Source organism: Streptomyces sp. NPDC042102 (assembly GCF_055582305.1).
Window position 1 is genome coordinate 36,641 of record NZ_JBVJDL010000016.1, and the last position, 14,605, is coordinate 51,245.

General features: G+C 70.9%; 18 protein-coding genes. 6 read left to right on the plus strand and 12 right to left on the minus strand.

Going from position 1 to position 14,605, the window contains the following annotated elements; genetic code table 11:
- The first annotated feature begins 542 nt into the window (after positions 1-542).
- The 3 genes from ACZ6KO_RS32640 (at position 543) to ACZ6KO_RS32650 (ending at position 3,341) form a co-directional block, all read left to right on the plus strand.
- Entirely contained in the window at positions 543-1,364 is an 822-nt protein-coding gene (locus tag ACZ6KO_RS32640; RefSeq protein ID WP_469307588.1) for a hypothetical protein, read from the plus strand.
- Between the two features lie 162 nt (positions 1,365-1,526).
- On the plus strand, positions 1,527-1,922 hold the full coding sequence (locus tag ACZ6KO_RS32645; protein ID WP_469307589.1) for a hypothetical protein: 396 nt from the start codon (positions 1,527-1,529) through the stop codon (positions 1,920-1,922).
- An 855-nt stretch (positions 1,923-2,777) separates the two neighbouring features.
- Positions 2,778-3,341 carry a hypothetical protein gene (locus tag ACZ6KO_RS32650; RefSeq protein WP_469307590.1) on the plus strand — a complete coding sequence of 188 codons (564 nt, stop codon included), beginning with the start codon at positions 2,778-2,780 and terminating at the stop codon, positions 3,339-3,341.
- A 98-nt stretch (positions 3,342-3,439) separates the two neighbouring features.
- On the opposite strand, the gene ACZ6KO_RS32655 is transcribed toward ACZ6KO_RS32650, so the two are convergent.
- The 9 genes from ACZ6KO_RS32655 to ACZ6KO_RS32695 all read right to left on the minus strand — a co-directional run bounded on the left by ACZ6KO_RS32655 (position 3,440) and on the right by ACZ6KO_RS32695 (position 10,273).
- Positions 3,440-3,844: a hypothetical protein gene (locus ACZ6KO_RS32655; protein WP_469307591.1), complete on the minus strand. Its 405-nt coding sequence runs from the start codon at positions 3,842-3,844 to the stop codon at positions 3,440-3,442.
- Positions 3,845-4,163: 319 nt separating this feature from the next.
- Positions 4,164-4,304, minus strand: coding sequence for a hypothetical protein (locus ACZ6KO_RS32660; protein ID WP_469307592.1), 141 nt, complete (start codon positions 4,302-4,304; stop codon positions 4,164-4,166).
- A gap of 196 nt (positions 4,305-4,500) precedes the next feature.
- A complete protein-coding gene (locus ACZ6KO_RS32665; RefSeq protein WP_469307593.1) occupies positions 4,501-4,761 on the minus strand; it encodes a hypothetical protein in 261 nt (86 codons plus the stop codon).
- 111 nt (positions 4,762-4,872) lie between these two features.
- Positions 4,873-5,325: a hypothetical protein gene (locus ACZ6KO_RS32670; protein ID WP_469307594.1), complete on the minus strand. Its 453-nt coding sequence runs from the start codon at positions 5,323-5,325 to the stop codon at positions 4,873-4,875.
- Between the two features lie 70 nt (positions 5,326-5,395).
- The gene (locus tag ACZ6KO_RS32675) at positions 5,396-6,322 is read right to left on the minus strand and encodes a DUF2199 domain-containing protein (RefSeq protein ID WP_469307595.1); all 927 of its coding nucleotides are present in this window, start codon (positions 6,320-6,322) and stop codon (positions 5,396-5,398) included.
- 47 nt (positions 6,323-6,369) lie between these two features.
- Positions 6,370-6,687: a hypothetical protein gene (locus tag ACZ6KO_RS32680; protein WP_469307596.1), complete on the minus strand. Its 318-nt coding sequence runs from the start codon at positions 6,685-6,687 to the stop codon at positions 6,370-6,372.
- Between the two features lie 106 nt (positions 6,688-6,793).
- Complete coding sequence (locus tag ACZ6KO_RS32685; protein ID WP_469307597.1) at positions 6,794-7,603, minus strand: hypothetical protein; 810 nt, start codon at positions 7,601-7,603, stop codon at positions 6,794-6,796.
- Between the two features lie 403 nt (positions 7,604-8,006).
- Positions 8,007-9,458: a hypothetical protein gene (locus ACZ6KO_RS32690; RefSeq protein ID WP_469307598.1), complete on the minus strand. Its 1,452-nt coding sequence runs from the start codon at positions 9,456-9,458 to the stop codon at positions 8,007-8,009.
- Positions 9,455-10,273: a hypothetical protein gene (locus ACZ6KO_RS32695; protein WP_469307599.1), complete on the minus strand. Its 819-nt coding sequence runs from the start codon at positions 10,271-10,273 to the stop codon at positions 9,455-9,457. Before ACZ6KO_RS32695 ends, ACZ6KO_RS32690 begins: the two co-directional genes overlap by 4 nt.
- A gap of 205 nt (positions 10,274-10,478) precedes the next feature.
- Here ACZ6KO_RS32695 and ACZ6KO_RS32700 point away from each other — a divergent pair, with 205 nt between their 5' ends.
- Positions 10,479-10,787, plus strand: coding sequence for a hypothetical protein (locus ACZ6KO_RS32700; protein ID WP_469307600.1), 309 nt, complete (start codon positions 10,479-10,481; stop codon positions 10,785-10,787).
- A gap of 106 nt (positions 10,788-10,893) precedes the next feature.
- On the opposite strand, the gene ACZ6KO_RS32705 is transcribed toward ACZ6KO_RS32700, so the two are convergent.
- The gene (locus ACZ6KO_RS32705; RefSeq protein ID WP_469307601.1) at positions 10,894-11,031 is read right to left on the minus strand and encodes a hypothetical protein; all 138 of its coding nucleotides are present in this window, start codon (positions 11,029-11,031) and stop codon (positions 10,894-10,896) included.
- 76 nt (positions 11,032-11,107) lie between these two features.
- A complete protein-coding gene (locus ACZ6KO_RS32710) occupies positions 11,108-11,431 on the minus strand; it encodes a TfoX/Sxy family protein (RefSeq protein WP_469307602.1) in 324 nt (107 codons plus the stop codon).
- 342 nt (positions 11,432-11,773) lie between these two features.
- Between ACZ6KO_RS32710 and ACZ6KO_RS32715 the strand changes: the two genes are divergently transcribed.
- Together ACZ6KO_RS32715 and ACZ6KO_RS32720 are read left to right on the plus strand one after the other, a co-directional pair.
- Positions 11,774-12,367: a TetR/AcrR family transcriptional regulator gene (locus ACZ6KO_RS32715; protein WP_469307603.1), complete on the plus strand. Its 594-nt coding sequence runs from the start codon at positions 11,774-11,776 to the stop codon at positions 12,365-12,367.
- A gap of 233 nt (positions 12,368-12,600) precedes the next feature.
- Entirely contained in the window at positions 12,601-13,002 is a 402-nt protein-coding gene (locus ACZ6KO_RS32720; RefSeq protein WP_469307604.1) for a VOC family protein, read from the plus strand.
- A gap of 188 nt (positions 13,003-13,190) precedes the next feature.
- Here ACZ6KO_RS32720 and ACZ6KO_RS32725 read toward each other — a convergent pair whose 3' ends face one another.
- On the minus strand, positions 13,191-14,408 hold the full coding sequence (locus tag ACZ6KO_RS32725) for a hypothetical protein (RefSeq protein WP_469307605.1): 1,218 nt from the start codon (positions 14,406-14,408) through the stop codon (positions 13,191-13,193).
- Positions 14,409-14,605 lie beyond the last annotated feature (197 nt).

The following is a 14,605-nucleotide window of genomic DNA, read 5'->3' on the forward strand; positions in this document are numbered from 1 at the left end:
CACGCGGTCATGGAGACGCCGCAGGCCGGGCACCTGGATTCCGTGTCCCAGCGCAAGCGGCCGTCCACCACAGGCTGGACACCCCAGCACTCCAGCTCCGCACCGCAGTCCTGGCCACCCGGCTGGCTATGTAGGTGAGAGCGGAGAGCGATTGTCGGTGAGTTTGGAGAGCGGATGCCGGCTGGCGGGCTCGTCGATTGTTGGTGGGAACGGAGAGCGGCGTCGTGTGTGTCGGTGGCCTGTCGGAGATGTCCGCGCTGAGCGCGATCTGGTCGATGGGCCTGTCTACGGCGTTGTTCGCGGACGTGGCGCCGAGTGCTGTCGTCGTGGCGCCAACGGGCTGCGGTCGGGTCCCCGTCTCGTCTGTGCAGGCATTGGACGCCCCTGTCGCCTGACCGATGCCGAGCCCGCCGACGTGCCAGCCGGAGCCACAGCGGCCAGGATTCCCGCGGTCAGACGCCGAGAGTTTGATCGTCTCGGGCCTGACAGGCCCTTTGTCTGGTTCGCCGACATTGGCCCGTGACGCTCGCCATACTTACATGATGAGCAGTCAGGAAGGGTCGGTCATGCCTGGCGGGACGGTGCGAATATGCCGAGACCGCGTGGGAGACATTCATGCCTTCAGGGTGTGGATCGACGACGTTCGGGTGGCCCTGCTGCGCTACCGCCGAGAAGTAACCGTCCCGGTGGCGTCGGGTCCTCACCGCGTGCAACTGCGCTGGTCACGGATATGGGGCCGCCTCGGTCTGAACAGCGAAACGTTGCACATCGTCGTAGAACCGGGTGAGGTCATCAGCTTCGACTGCGACATCATGGAAGGGCCGTTCCGGCAGCAGATCCTGCTGCGCCGCCTCGGAGACCCCTCAATGCCCGCGCTCTCTGGTCCCGGGGCTGCGGATGCCCGGGTCCTGGAAGTGACACAGATGATGCGCACCGAGGAATGGCTCGGTGAGGACGTGCGGTTGATCGACAACCGTGCCAGCCCTGCCGCCGTTACGCGCAGCCTGAAGGCCAGCCGAGAGTGGACCCGAACCCTGACCCTGGGCGAGAGTCGCAGCCAGACCTTGGGCGGCCACGTGGGCGCGAACCTTCTCTGGCTCTCGGCAAAGGGAAGCATCGAAGCAGAACTGCAGCGCACGCTCTCTCTCGCAATTGGCAGTACACACCTGTTCGAAGAGGAAATCAGCGTCACGGTCCCCGAACGTACTGCGGTGCGGATAGTGCTGGGCTGGAAGCGCATCTGGCAGTGCGGCGAAGCCCGTGTGCTACTTCCGGATAAATCGGTGCACATAGTGCCGTATCGGGTTGTGGTGAGCGTGACCTTCGATCAGAAGATCCAGGACGTCACCAGTCTCCCGGGATAGACCGTCCTCTTGTCACCGTCCGAGTCTTGGAACGGTACGGTGCTCCTCGAGGACAGCGTCTGGGGAAAGGCCGACGCGCCAGTGACGTCTGTGGCCATCGTCGCCCGAGGGGCTGCTGACCGGGCCGGCCGGACGTCGGCCCGGTGGAGAAGGGCGGACGCATTGGCGAGCGGCTACGTGACGGGGCCGGGCATCCTGAGGACAAGTGCCCTCGCCCGGGAGTCCGCGCGCGTCCGGCAGCTCCTCGGCACCGGGCAGTGGCGCCCCTCCCCGGCGGACGCCGAAGCGGGCGCGCGGTATGAAGCCGGGCTGGAAACGGTCGGCGGCGGGACACCGCCGACCGATGAAGGCGAAGGCCTGCTTCCCGACCTGATCGCACTGTTCACCGCCCTCGCCGCCGCCGGGACGCCCGGGACCGCCCCGCTCGTGCCGTCGGTGGAGCCCTGGCAGATCCGGTACGCGGGCCGGTTCCGCCGCTACGCCCAGCCCGACCCCTGGGTATGGACTAAGCGGCCGATCCTCGCGGGTGTCGACCGCTACAGCCCGCCGCAGGGCTGACGCGCGCAGACCGCCGACGGACGCCCTGCTGCGCGAACGCTGAGGGAGCGCTCGGTCCGCAGCCGCCGGCCGGGTGGCTGAAGAGCCTGCCCTCGGTGAGGACGAGGCCGACGTACTGGTTGACGAGGACCGGCGCGGCCTCCGGCTTCGTGGGCATGTCCTTGTCGGTGCGGGCGTCCAGGGTGACGGGGGCGTCCTCGCCCTTGGCGTAGACGCGGCCGTGCCAGGCGGCGGTGACGGTCAGTGCCCTGCGCCCGGCACGGTCGTGTCGCAGCCGTCGCAGCCTCCGGATGGGAGGGACCCGCCCAGGCGCATCCGGTCCGCGTCCGGCACGGCGCCGCGCGGTCGGTGGGTGGGGCACCGACCGGACCGTACGGGTGCGCCACGGTCGGGGTTGCTGCTCGCAGGGCCGGCTCTGCGCGCTTGGTCAGCCGTCTCATGGCGCCTGGCAGTCGGGGTCTGAGGAACATCGGAACGGAAACCGGCGCTTAGCCCCTCCGGCTTCGACGAGGGCTTTGGCCTGGGCGGGGCCACGCGTGCCTCACCGCGGGGACGTGCTCCAGGAAGCGCTGGCTGAATCGCCTTGCCGGGCACCTTCCGTCGCCTCGATGCCCTGCGCGCCTCAGCCGGCTGAGACGGCGAACACGCCGGAGCAGACCAGTGTCCGCGCCTTGTCGTGCGTACAGCTCAGGCCCTTCACCGAACCAGGAACGCCTTCGGCGCTTTCTGAGAACGGCGGTGGACGGACGGCTCCCAGGATGTCGGTGAGAAGGAGGAACGGGTGCCGCGGCTACAACGCGGTGCGGCGTCGCGCCGCCATACTCGGAGCGGAGCGGACCAGAGAGGCGGTACCGGGTGAGCAGCACGGTGGTGCCGCTGGTGATCGCGTTCCTGGGGATCGTCGGCACCCTCGCATCAGGGCTCATGACACAGCGGCTCGTCGCCAAAGCCAAGGCCAAGGAATTGGAGCAGTCAGCACGGCAGCGCGTCCAGGAGCGGCAGCACGAAACCGAACGCGTGATGATGGAGACCGTTCGGAGCTGCTACGTCATGCTGAACACGGCTTCGCTGGACTTCCACTTCGAGCTGAACCATTTCTGGCATGCGCTCCGGGCGGGCCGCGTCACGGATGACGTGAGGGCGCGTCTGGACGATGCACGGCGCGAGCACCGGGCACGGTACTCCGAGGCGCAGATGCGGGTACCAGACGACGTACTCACGGTCATCGACGGAGTCCACCGCTGGCTCAACCGCATCTACGGAGTCCTCAAGTGTCTGGACAGCGGGATCGCGTCAGGCAGGGAGGACGACGACTCCCTGGACGGAGCACACCATCAGATCATGGGGCTCTGGGAGCCGCTCACGGAGATGCGCCGCACCATGCGCCGGAGCATCGGCGTGACTCAGGTCAGTCCCTGACCAAGCTTCTTCGAGCAGCGCACACCCACGTTCCCGAAGCAAGCGTCCACACGTTTCCTGAACTCGGCGACATCGCTCTCACTGCGAAGTCGGTGCTCTCACGGTCGAGCAGCAGCCCCTCCTGAAACTCGCTGAAAAACCAGCCGCTCCAGCTCGCGTACCGCGTCGCGGACGTCGTATGTCCGCAGAACGGGCTTACGCAACCGGTCGTGCGGCCAGACATCCCAGACCCAGTACTCCGGTCTGCGGTCCGGGATGTAGTCGTCGTAGCAGTACACGATGCAAGGGTCCAAGTACTTTGCGGTCGCGAAATCGGAGCTCGTCGCGAGGCGTAGGGAATTGTGGCTGGAGAAGGGGAAGAAGCACGCGAGCGTGCTGGCTCGCGCCGTGCGCCACAGCAGCTCCTCGACCGGCGGCACCCACGAGTTGCCCCACCGGGAATGGCTTTCGGTCTCCAGCGCGTGCCGGATGCGCGCGTCCCACTCGGGGTCCACCTCCGTCATACGCCCAGTGTGACCATCTGTCCGCGAACAGGGAACGTCGGCCCTGCCCATGCATCGACGAGAGGCTACGTTTGGGCCTTCAGCGGTTCGTCTTCCACGGCACCGCAGATCCCCACGGGTCTTCACCCCATCCCGAAGCGGTCGACAACGACCTCCGTGGGAACCCGAAGCAAGCTTCGCGGGGCTGCGGCATCTATCGGTCCGGCCAACAGCCGCAGACGGTCTGAACGGCTTCCCCAAGCCTTTGGCCTTGGCGATGACGTGTTCCTCGCCCGGCTCGTACTCCACCGCCAGCCTTCGGTATCGCTCACCGGGCGTCTCAGGCCTGGGTGAACTCGGCCTTGGCGTGCGCGGCGAGGGTGATCTGTTCGGGGTTGCGGGTGTGCGCGACCTCGACGGCCCAGTAGGACAGCAGGTGGTGCGTGGGTGTGGGGGAGACCTGGGCGCGGGCCAGTGCCACCGCCTCGGCGCGGTCGGCGTCGAACTCCGCGAGGCGGCTCGGGCGATGCGGGCCAGGGCGGCGCGCAGGGCCTCGGGGGTGGCTGGCGGCTGCGGAACGTCTCCGGGGCCGTGGCCCGGAGCGGGTGCCGTGGTCATGCCGCGTCCGTGAGGGAGGCGTGCCCGGTGGGGGCGATCTGGTGGACGGTGCGATGCGCCTAGCCGGTGAGCAGCGTCTCGCACAGGGCGGCAATGTCCAGGGCGACGGCGCCTTCGGCGACGGCACGTGGGAGCGCTTCCTGGGTCTTCCCGCCCTCGCGGGCGAGCCCGGCGCGGGTGGCGGCGGTGCCCCGGATCCCGGCGGGGATCTCGGCGAACTTGTCGCTGCGGTCGTGCCCCTTGAGCGCGGTGGGCTCGATGGTGATGTGGGCTTCGGCGTAGCCGCGCAGAAGCAGTTGGAGCGCACGGGTGGTGGTCAAGCCGTCCTCCGTGGCCGGCGCTGCGGCGCCTGCCACATGGGCAGTTTTGTGCGATCCGGATCACCTGGACCCGGCCGGGCACCACCGCGTGGCCGGACGGCGAGGAGCCCTTCAGGCCGACCCGGTACGGCGGACCAGCCGCCCGTTGAGGACGACCTCCAGCCAGGTGTAGCAGTCACCGATCCACAGCCCGACCTCCGCCCCGCACCCCGCGCAGGCCAGATTCGGCCCGTCGTTCCCGCCGGGCCCGCAGCAGCCGCCCCAGCGGCTCATGATCTTCGTGGTACCGACGAGGTCTCCCGGGCTCAACACGAAGTCCACCCCCGGCGCGTGCCCCGCCCGGGACTGCCCGAATCCCTTGGGCGGCGCGCCCCAGGTGATGCGCCCCGATTCCGGGTCGCGGGCGAAGGTGCCCGACGCCATCCTGGGCGGGCAGGGGTCCACGGGGGAGTCGAGCGGTGTCCAGGCCTCGTCCTGCGCCGGCGGGGGCACCTCGCGTACCGGCGCGGACAACCGGACGCCGCACACGGCGCACGAGAAGACCTCGGTATCGGCGACCCGCATGCCGTCTCCCTCGTTCTTCCGTCGCGTCTTCTTGTCTTCTTGGTCTTCTTGTCGTGCGAGGCCGACGAAGCTATCGCGCGTCGCCGGCACAGGACGGGTCGGCCCAGGCGAGGGAGCGCCAGACCTGCTGGGCCCAGTCGAGGCCGGCGGGGTCTTCGTGGGAGCAGAACACCCCGGCGGCCGTGCCCGCGGCGGGCGCCGTGAATCCGTACAGCTCGTGCCGTTCCCGCCCGTGGTCGTGCGGAGTGAGCCAGAAGGCGTGGCGAAGACCGCCGCCGGGCAGGGGCTCGGTGAGCCGCTGCGCGGGAACGGTGTCGGGTGCGCCGGCGAGCAGTACGGAGAGGAAGTCCTCGGGCGTACGTCCGGGGGTGTCGTCCGTGAACACGGTCACGGCGACGCTGCGGTCCGGCCCCGCGAACTGGTCCGCCCCGTCGGCGAACCGGGCCGTGAGCCCCGCGCTGCGGACGACGGACCAGTGGTCGCCGAGGTCGGTCCGTATGTCGACGGGGAGCTGGTGCGGGAAGCGGCTGAGGACGAAGTCCCGGTCCCAGGTGTCCTCCAGGACGCGGGCGGCCAGGGGGTGGTGGCCCACAGCGAGGTGGGGCAGCTCCTCGGGGTCGGCGACCCGTGCCGTGAACGGGGCGCCCAGCAGGTCCTCGCCCCAGGGGCGGACGGTGTTGGAGAGCTTCCCGGTGAAGGAGAGATCCGCGTAGCCCTGGTCCTCCCACAGCCCGTGCGCCGTGCGGAGAGTGGCGTCGTCCACCTCCAGCCATATGCCGAGGACGAGCTCCGTCTCGTGCGTCAGCCGGACGGGCAGCAGGCACCGGATGAAGGAGCCGACGCCGTCGACCCGGAGCAGTGCGGAGGGACCGAGCCGGTGCCGGGCCTCTTCGGGCGCGCCGAAGGCGGCGTCGGGCAGGTTGAAGCCGACGTCGATGCGCCGCTCGTCCGTCAGGGAGTCGCCGCAGCAGGAACAGGAGGGAAGGTGGTTCGTCACGCCGCCAGCCTAGGCAGCCACCGGCGCGCCCTTGACGCCGGACCGGCTCAGATCCCGTCGCCCCATCCGAAGGTGACGTTGTACGGGCGCTGGAGTGCGTGTCGGCCATGGTCCCCGTCGGCGTAGGCCCATGCGAGGGCTGCGGAGAACCAGAGCAGGAAGATACCGCCGACGATGCCCAGCGCGGCCAGCTTGCCGTACCAGCCGAGGATGACCAGGGCGATGGTCACGATGGCCGCGCCGGCATGGGCTCCCCGCGAGTCGAGGACCGCGGCCTTGCGCCCCTCCCTGCGTTCGGCCCGTTCCGCGGCGAAGCGTTCCTCCCGAACGGACTGCGGTTCGTTCTTGTCGAAGTCGATGTTCATCCCGTCCCCCCGGCGCTGACGCTACACGGACCCGGACGGTGGCCGGGCGGAGCCGTGGCCCCGGCGCCGGCCCCATGGGGAGCACGGCACCGTTCGCTCGCTCGGGCTACGCCTTCTTCCAGCGGTTGCGGCCGTCGGATCCTGGGCCGCAGACCATGGACGTTCCCTTACTGGTCACGCCGGTCGCACCGGCCGGGGAGCAGTAAGAGCCCGGGTTGACGGTGCCGGAGGAACTGCCGCCGGTCGAACCCCCGGTGCTGCTGCCTCCGGTGCTGCTGCCGCCGGTGCTGGACGAGCCGCCGGAGGTGCTGCTTCCGCCCGTTGTACCGCCAGTGTTGGTGCTGGTATCGGGCCCCCGTGCCGGTTCCGCGGCGGGCGGCGTCGGGGTGGGGGCCGGCTCGGGGCGGAGCCGGTCGCCGACCTTCGCCGGGCAGGTGGTCTCGGCGAGGTGGAGGACGACAGTGGCGGGGGCGCCGTCGACGGGAGCGCCCTCCTGCCCGCACACCTTCCACGCGTTGTGGTCGGCGGGAAGGGTCACGTCCGAGTACGCCGAGCGGGCCTCGACATTGACCGTGCGGGCCAGGGCGTCCTTCCACGTACCGCCGGCGAGCTGGGGTATGCCCGCGGGCGGGAGGGCGGGGGAGGCGGTCGCCGTGACGGTGACGGTGACGGTCGGCCCGGGTACGGGCTTCTCCTTCACCTCGGTCACCGTGTCCGGACCGAGGGCGAGCCCGAGGGCCACGAGGGCCACGAACCCGGCCACCACGATGCCGCAGCCGGACAGGCCGATGCGCTGACGACGGGTCAGGGGCCCGCGTTCCTGCCCTGGGGCGGGGAGCTGCGGCGGCACCGGGTGGGGCTGGCCGTACGGCGGTTCCGGAGCCGGTGGTGGGCCGAAGGGTGGGGGAACGCTCACGGTGGTGCTCCTGTCTGCCCGTGCGCGGGCATGGGTGATCTCTGGAAGTAGGGGTGGTGGGGCGGGCGGAATCTCTGGGGGCCGCGCGGGCATGCCGGGCATGCCCGGCATGCCCGGGATGCCGGTCGCTGCCGGAGCCGGGGTCGTCCGGGCCGGGGTCGTCCGGGCCGGGGCTGTGAGGGCTGTGCTGTAGTCCATCAGTGCCGGGGCCTGCCGCCCGCTCCACCCGCAGTCGCGAGGCTCGCCGGTCGGCGGCCTCACGACGGGTCCGCGCCCGGGCCGCCGCGCCTGGGCGGACGCCCGGGCTGCCGGATGGCGGGCTCGGTCTCCGCGCGCCAGCCCGCCGACGCCCTGGCCCGGCTGCCCGCCGCCGACGCCTTCTAGCGCCGGAGGGGGCGTCCGGCTACTCGTCGTCGCTCATCATCTGCAGGCGCTCGAAGAAGTGCGCCAGATCCAGTCCCGCCTGGCTGGGCAGGACGTTCCTGCGCTCCGAGCTGGTCGCCGGAATGGTGAGCTGGTCGCTGAACTGCTTGCCGTACTCCTGCTGCAGACCGACACCGACGAAGCCGCGCCGTACGTCGGAGGCGGCCTCCGGCGGCGTGGGCAGCGTCAGCAGTGCCGCCTGGGCGCTGAGCGAGGAGCCGTGGACCGACTGCCACCGCTCGACGATCATCTGCCGGCACTCCTCCACGGTCTTGTGCCGCAGCCCGGTGTGGATACGGGACCGGGCGTCGCTGAGCGCACCGGCCAGCTGGAAGAACTGGCTGATGTAGTAGCGGCTGCGCGACCACATGTACGCGCGGTAGGGCACGTGGTGCGGTACGTAGGACATCCCCGAGTCGAGCCAGAGCTCATCGAAGCCGGCCTCCTCGCCGTTGCCGATCGCGGTGTCCAGCTCCTCCAGCCACAGGCCCGAGGACCAGCCGTAGAGCTCGCCCTCCAGGATGAGGACGCGGGTGAGCTGCTCGTCCAGGCCCTCGCAGGCGTAGTCGAACAGCGCCCCGATGGCCGCGACCGTCAGCGAGTGCCGCACCCGCATGTAGCGGAGCAGCAGTTCGGCCATCCGCAGCAGACCGGCGTAGTCGTGATCGGGGAACTGCTGGTCGTACGTCCCCTGGCGGGCGAGACCGACGATCTCCTCCGCGCTCATCTCCGGGGCGACGTCGGACACGTACGTCATGCCCCCGCCGCTGGAGCGCAGCAGCAGGCTCCAGGGGTTGGGGAACGTCCGGTAGTGCTTGAGGAGGTCGGGGGCGTTCTTGTCGAAGTGCCGGGAACAGGCCGTGCAGAAACACGTCTTCTCGACCCGGCCGAGTTCCCCGCTCATGCCCCACAGCTCGGTGACGTCCAGCGCGACGCCCCGCAGCCGGCCGCCGCCCTTGGTCGCCGCCGCGACCTCCCGGACGATGTCGATACCGGTGCCCAGGATTGCGCCGAAGATCTCGCTCGTGCGCGGGTTGGCGATGCACACCCGGTTGGCGGTTCCGCCGGCGATGTCCCGGGTCTGGATCCCGTCTCCCGGGATGAACCCGTGCCCCGGATAGAGGGTCAGCGTGATGTCGAGCCCGGCGGCCAGGAACACCCGTACCGCCTCCGCGAAGCCGCTGATCCTGGAGGAGGGCTTGCAGTGGCTCGACATCGGTACGCCGCGCAGGCCGTCGACGTCGAACAGCAGCCCGTCGGGCTCGAGGACGGGCAGTGCCACCGCGGTGGCCCGTACGCCCCACAGGGACTGGAAGTCGGTCAGGAGGGCCTCGGGATCCTTGTAGCGCAGGACCGACAGGCTCGGGATGTCCAGGACACCCTCGCCGGCGGTCTCGGAGACCTTGGAGATGCTGAAGGAACGTCGGGTCACGGCATCCTCCTTCGAGCCAGCGCGCGGAGCGCGGCATCAGAGATCGTGTAGGTGTCGTTGCCGCCCGGACCGGCCTGCAGGAAGCGGCGGGCGATCAGGGAGCGCAGGACGGAGACGATGTGGCCGGCGGACGCCCCGGGCAGGGCGGCGGCCGCGGCTTCGGCGATCCGGTGCAGGTCGATCCGGCCGCGGGGCGGCGAAGCCGGGGCTGGGGTCGGGGCGGGGGCCGGGAACGCCAGCGCGTCGAGGAGTGTGTGCTCGTCCTGCGACAGCGGCGTGCTGAGCTGGCGGCGGAACGCGTCGAGGAGCGCGGCCGGGAGGGTATCCGGGACCACGTCAGGGGCCATGGCCGGAACCACGTCAGGGGCCATGGCCGGAACCATGGCACGGGCCATGGCCGGCGGACCCGCCCCCGCGCCTTCTGCAGCAGGTCCCTGCGGTGCGTCAGGTTCCGGTACGCCGCTGGGTCGTTCGGAGGGCCCACCCCCGGACTCGGTCTGGAGCAGCTTCAGCTCCTTCCAGCGCGCACGCCACCGCTCCAGCCTCGGATCGTCCCTGCCCACATGGCTCGTCGGGGCTGCGTCGCAGGCGAGCAGGGCCCGTACGAGGGACATGAGGGAGTCCCGTTCCGGCAGCCGGACACCGTTGAATATCTCGCTGAGCGTGGAGACCGCGAGCTGCCGGCCGTGTTTCCCGGTGAGCCGGGAGATGTCCCGGAGAGACGGGTTGCCGTGTGAGATCCGAAGACGTACGAGCTCCTTCGCGAACTCCGCCAGTTGTTTCCGGAAGGCCTCGTGGGGCGCTAAGTCGTTCACCCGGCCGATCAACTCCTCCCCCGGGAGGGCAGCAGCGTAGCTCCGGCGGACCGGTGCTGTCCCGAAGTTCGCCGAACGGCCGCGAACAGCATCCGGATCCGACCGAACACCGTCGCCGTTCGGCCTCTGACCTGCACCGATCTGTTTTCTTCGCAAACGTTCGGCAGGCTCGGACCGGCGGGCGGGGCGGGGTGTGCTGGATGGCATGACGAACGAAGAGCTGACCCCGCCCACCGACCCCGCACCTTCCTCCGACCCCTCCGCCCGCTCGTCCCGCACCACCCGCCCCTCCCAGCCCGCCCGCACCGCCCGTCCCTCACGGCCACGTGGCTCCACCGGTCCCGAGGACACCCCCGCTCTGAGCGAGCGGGTGCTGGATCTCGTGGCTCTCCTGATCCTCATCGCGCTCGCCGCCGCGGTCTTCATGGTGGCCGGGCCCGCCGCGTTCACCGCGGTCACCAGCGTCGGCATGGGCCTTTTCGCCACCTGGCGGACCCGACCCCCACGCCGGTGACCCCGATCCCGATCCTCCGCTCTGCCGTCTCCGGCGGTGAGGGCCTGTGCCGCGAGGCGCAAGCCCTCACCGAGGAGCGGGCCAGGTCACCCCGCTGTTCACACGGTCAGCCGCGGCCGTCCCACGCCTTGCCGTCCCCGCTGCCGCGGCAGCTGTCGCACTTCCACACACTGAGAGCGGGGCTGTACGTGCGGAAGATCGCGATCGAGAGCAGCCGGGGCGGCGCCTGCTGCGTGCCGCCCACGCCCTCGCTCGCCGCGTCGAGAACGGCGCCGATGACCGATGAGTCCTCGACGCCGCAGGTGGCCGGGCGGGTCGGGCTACTTGGGCGGGAGCTCCGCGGTGACCTCCATGGCCCAGCTCAGCCAGTCGTCGAGGACCTCGTCGTCCAGGTTCTCCTCCGCCAGTACCACCCAGCCCTTCTGCCCCTTGCCGCGGAACACCAGCTGCCTGGCACCGGGGCGGGCCAGAGCCTCGTCCATCCCGTCCGGCCCGACACGCACCATCAGGCCCTCCTCGTACAGGTTGGCCATCGCATTGCCCTGCAGGAGGAAGGTGATCCCGCCGAACATCTTCTTCGCGGTCACCCCCTCCGGCTCGAGCCGCTCCTTGATCCGCTCCGCCAGCACCTCGTCAAAAGCCATGAACCCACGCTAACCGCCCCCGGGCTCCGTGGTGCCGAGGTCGACGGCCCGGGCGGTGGCCTGCTCGACGTCGTACAGCCAGGGGGTGGCCGTGTGGCCCTCGACCTGGCCGGAGCACAAGGTGGTGTGGCCGTCGCCGATGAGGGCGTACTCGCCGTGGGGCGAGGCGGCCGGGCGCGACGCAGCGGCCTCGGCGTCCGCGTGAGCCGGGTGGTTCCCGGTAGGCTCAATGTTACGGACGTTCGTACCGATGTGTGGGAGGAGGCCCGATGGACGGGCAGATACGGGGGAGGAGCCGCCGGAATCCGGCGGCAGGGGCCGCCGGGCCGCCGGGGGGCCGGGGTGAGTGAGACCGCCTCCCGCCCACGCAGGCCTCGCCGGCATGATCCGAACCGGCGCGAGCGGATCGCCGAGGTCGCCGAGGAGCTGATCGCCGAGCGGGGGCTGGAGGGGATCAGCCACCGGGCCATCGCCGAGCGCGCCGACGTGTCGCTCAGCTCGACGACGTACCACTTCAAGGACCGCGAGGCGCTGATCAGGGCCGCGCTGGAGCGAGCCGCGGACCGTTTCGCCGCCTACATGCCCACCTGGGCCGCCGAGCACGCCGAGGACACCCCCGAGCAACTGGCCGAGGCGCTCGCCGACGGCGTGATGGCCTGCCTGGGCGAGGGGCGCACCCAGGCGATGGTGGAGTTCGAGCTCTACCTGGCCGCGCTGCGCCGCCCCGAGCTGCGGGATGTCGCCGCGCGCCTGACGCGGCACAGCGTCGAGGCGATGACGCCGCACGTGGGCGCGGCGGCCGCGGCCGCGATCCCGCCGCTGATGAACGGGCTGTGCCTGCAGGCGATGACCGCGCCCGAGCCGCCGAGCCGGACGTACGTCCTGGGGATCCTCACCAGCGTCCTGGGCAGCGTCATGGACGACTCCGGCACGTAGACAGGGAAGCGCGTCCTCCCCGCAAATGCCGCTGTCCGGCTGGTGTGCCGCCGGGCTGGGACTCCGTGAGGAGGATGCGCCCCTCTCGCGCACCCACGCCACACATGTGGCGTGGGTCTCTTTTTCGACTCGCATTGGTACGGACGTCCGTAACAATGAGCTATGGTGAGAGTGTCGCAAACGAGCTGGATTGTCCATATCGGGCGCCTGTGAGACGAGAGAGGCAGAACGCCATGAGCAAGACCATGACGGCCGTGAACCCCTGCAACCTGGTGGACGTCACCGTCCCCAAGGCCGGCCATGAGGCGGCCCAGCGCTTCTACACCGAGACGTTCGGCTGGCAGGTCGAGGTCGACATCCCCGGCTACCCGATCATGGGCACCGGTGACGGCGGCAGCCAGGTCGGCCTCATGTGGGAGGGCAATCCCCAGTCCGGCGACCTGTCCAAGTTCTGGAAGACGGGCAGGCCGGTGCCCTTCCTGGGCACCGACGACATCGACGCCACCCTCGCCGCCGTGGAGAAGAACGGCGGCACCATCGCCGCTCCCGCCCGCCAGACCGGCCCGGTCAAGGTCGCGGTCTTCGAGGACCCCTGGGGCAACACCTGGTTCCTCCACCAGTACGTCGGCATCTGACCCCGCCCGGCACCCCTCTCGCCTGGTGTCCCGTCAGGGTGGTGCCGCAGCGCATGCCGGACCTACTGCGGCGGAGCCTCTACGGTGACCCCCGCGACCTGCAACGGGGCATTCCGGCCGGCGACGCCCTCCCCGCACGCCAGGGAGTTCAGGTGGAGGTGTCCGTCCAGAGGTACGCGAAGGCGATGTCACGGACGCGTGCGACGGCCTCGGGCGCGATCTGGGGAAGGACCGCCAAGGCGTAGTACCACCCCCCGGCCCTTGAGGGCTTCCTCGAGGAACCTGGCGGCGGCCGCATGGTCGGCAGGGGTGTGCGGGGCGGTGGCCAGCGCGAGGGCGCGGATCACCAGGGTGAAGGCTTCCCCGTCTCCGGGGAGCCACTCCGGAGGTACCCGTGCGGGCACCCGGGCCAAGTGACCCGCGACCGTGGCGAACGCGGCCGACCGGCATTCGGGGTCCGAGATCCGGTCGGCCGCCTGCCATGCCGCGGCCGTGTCGCCCCGCAGCACGTGGATCACCGCGAGTGCGCCCGCCAGCGAGTGCTCCAGACCGAGGGCGCGCATGTCACGGTCCAGCCAGTCCAGCTGAAGGGTGGCGTCCGTCCCCTCGCCGATCCGCAGGAGCGCGTGCACGAGTACGGTCTCGGCCTTCCAGGTCTGCGGCGGCTCGTCTGCGTACGCGAGCCCTTCGTGGACCGCTTGGTGAAGCCGCTCCCGGCAGTCCTCCCGCAGGTCGGCCGCAGCGGGCAGAAGTGCGGCGAGCCGGGCCAGAAGGTCCTCCCGTCCGCGCGGCCTGTTCCGGCCGGCCAGCAGGCGCTCGCGTTCCTCGTCGACGAGCCGGCCGGCAGTGTCCGGATCACTCGGGGCCGTCGCCACGGCGACGGCGATGCGCGCCTGCCGGGCCGCCTTCCTCCAGGCCGACCTCTCGGTGCGCTCCGTCGGCTTCGCCGCCTCGATGAGGTCCAGCGCGGCGTCCCCCTGCCCCGCACAGGCCAACGCCTGTGCCGCCCATGGCCATGCCCATCGGCCGCCGCCCCGGCCTTCCGGCCCTTCAAGGGCAGCTCGTGCGGCCACTGCCGCCGCACGGGCATGGGTCCGTGCCTCCACCGCACGCCCCGAATCCGCGTGTGCCAGCGACATGGCCACTCGGACCAGGAGCAGGTCGCGCGGGCCGCCGTTCCCTGCGGCGGCGAGCGCCTCGGCATCCTCGGTGCGTCCGGCCCGTACGAGGGCACCGGCGAGGTCGGGCAACAGCCAGGACATCCCCTGTTGGGCACCCCGCCCGGCCTCCGGCAGCAGGACGAGAGCCTTCCTCAGGTATTGCCTGGCTTGGTGATCACTGCCGATGTCCGCCAGCCGGAAGGCCTCATCGGCCAGCCTCGTGGCCTCGGAGTAGGCGGGATCCATCGACCCGCCGGTGTTCGAGGGACTCGGCCCTCACCGAGGGCGAAGGCGGTGACGTCATGGCCGAACCGGTTCGTACGGAGCTCCGCGGGAACTCCTCACCCCGTACGCCGTCCCGGCCCGCCCGCGCGGTGTCACGCGTACGCCTCGGCGGCCGTGGCCCGTTCGGCGCTCAACCGTTCGGCTTCGGCGAGCGCCGC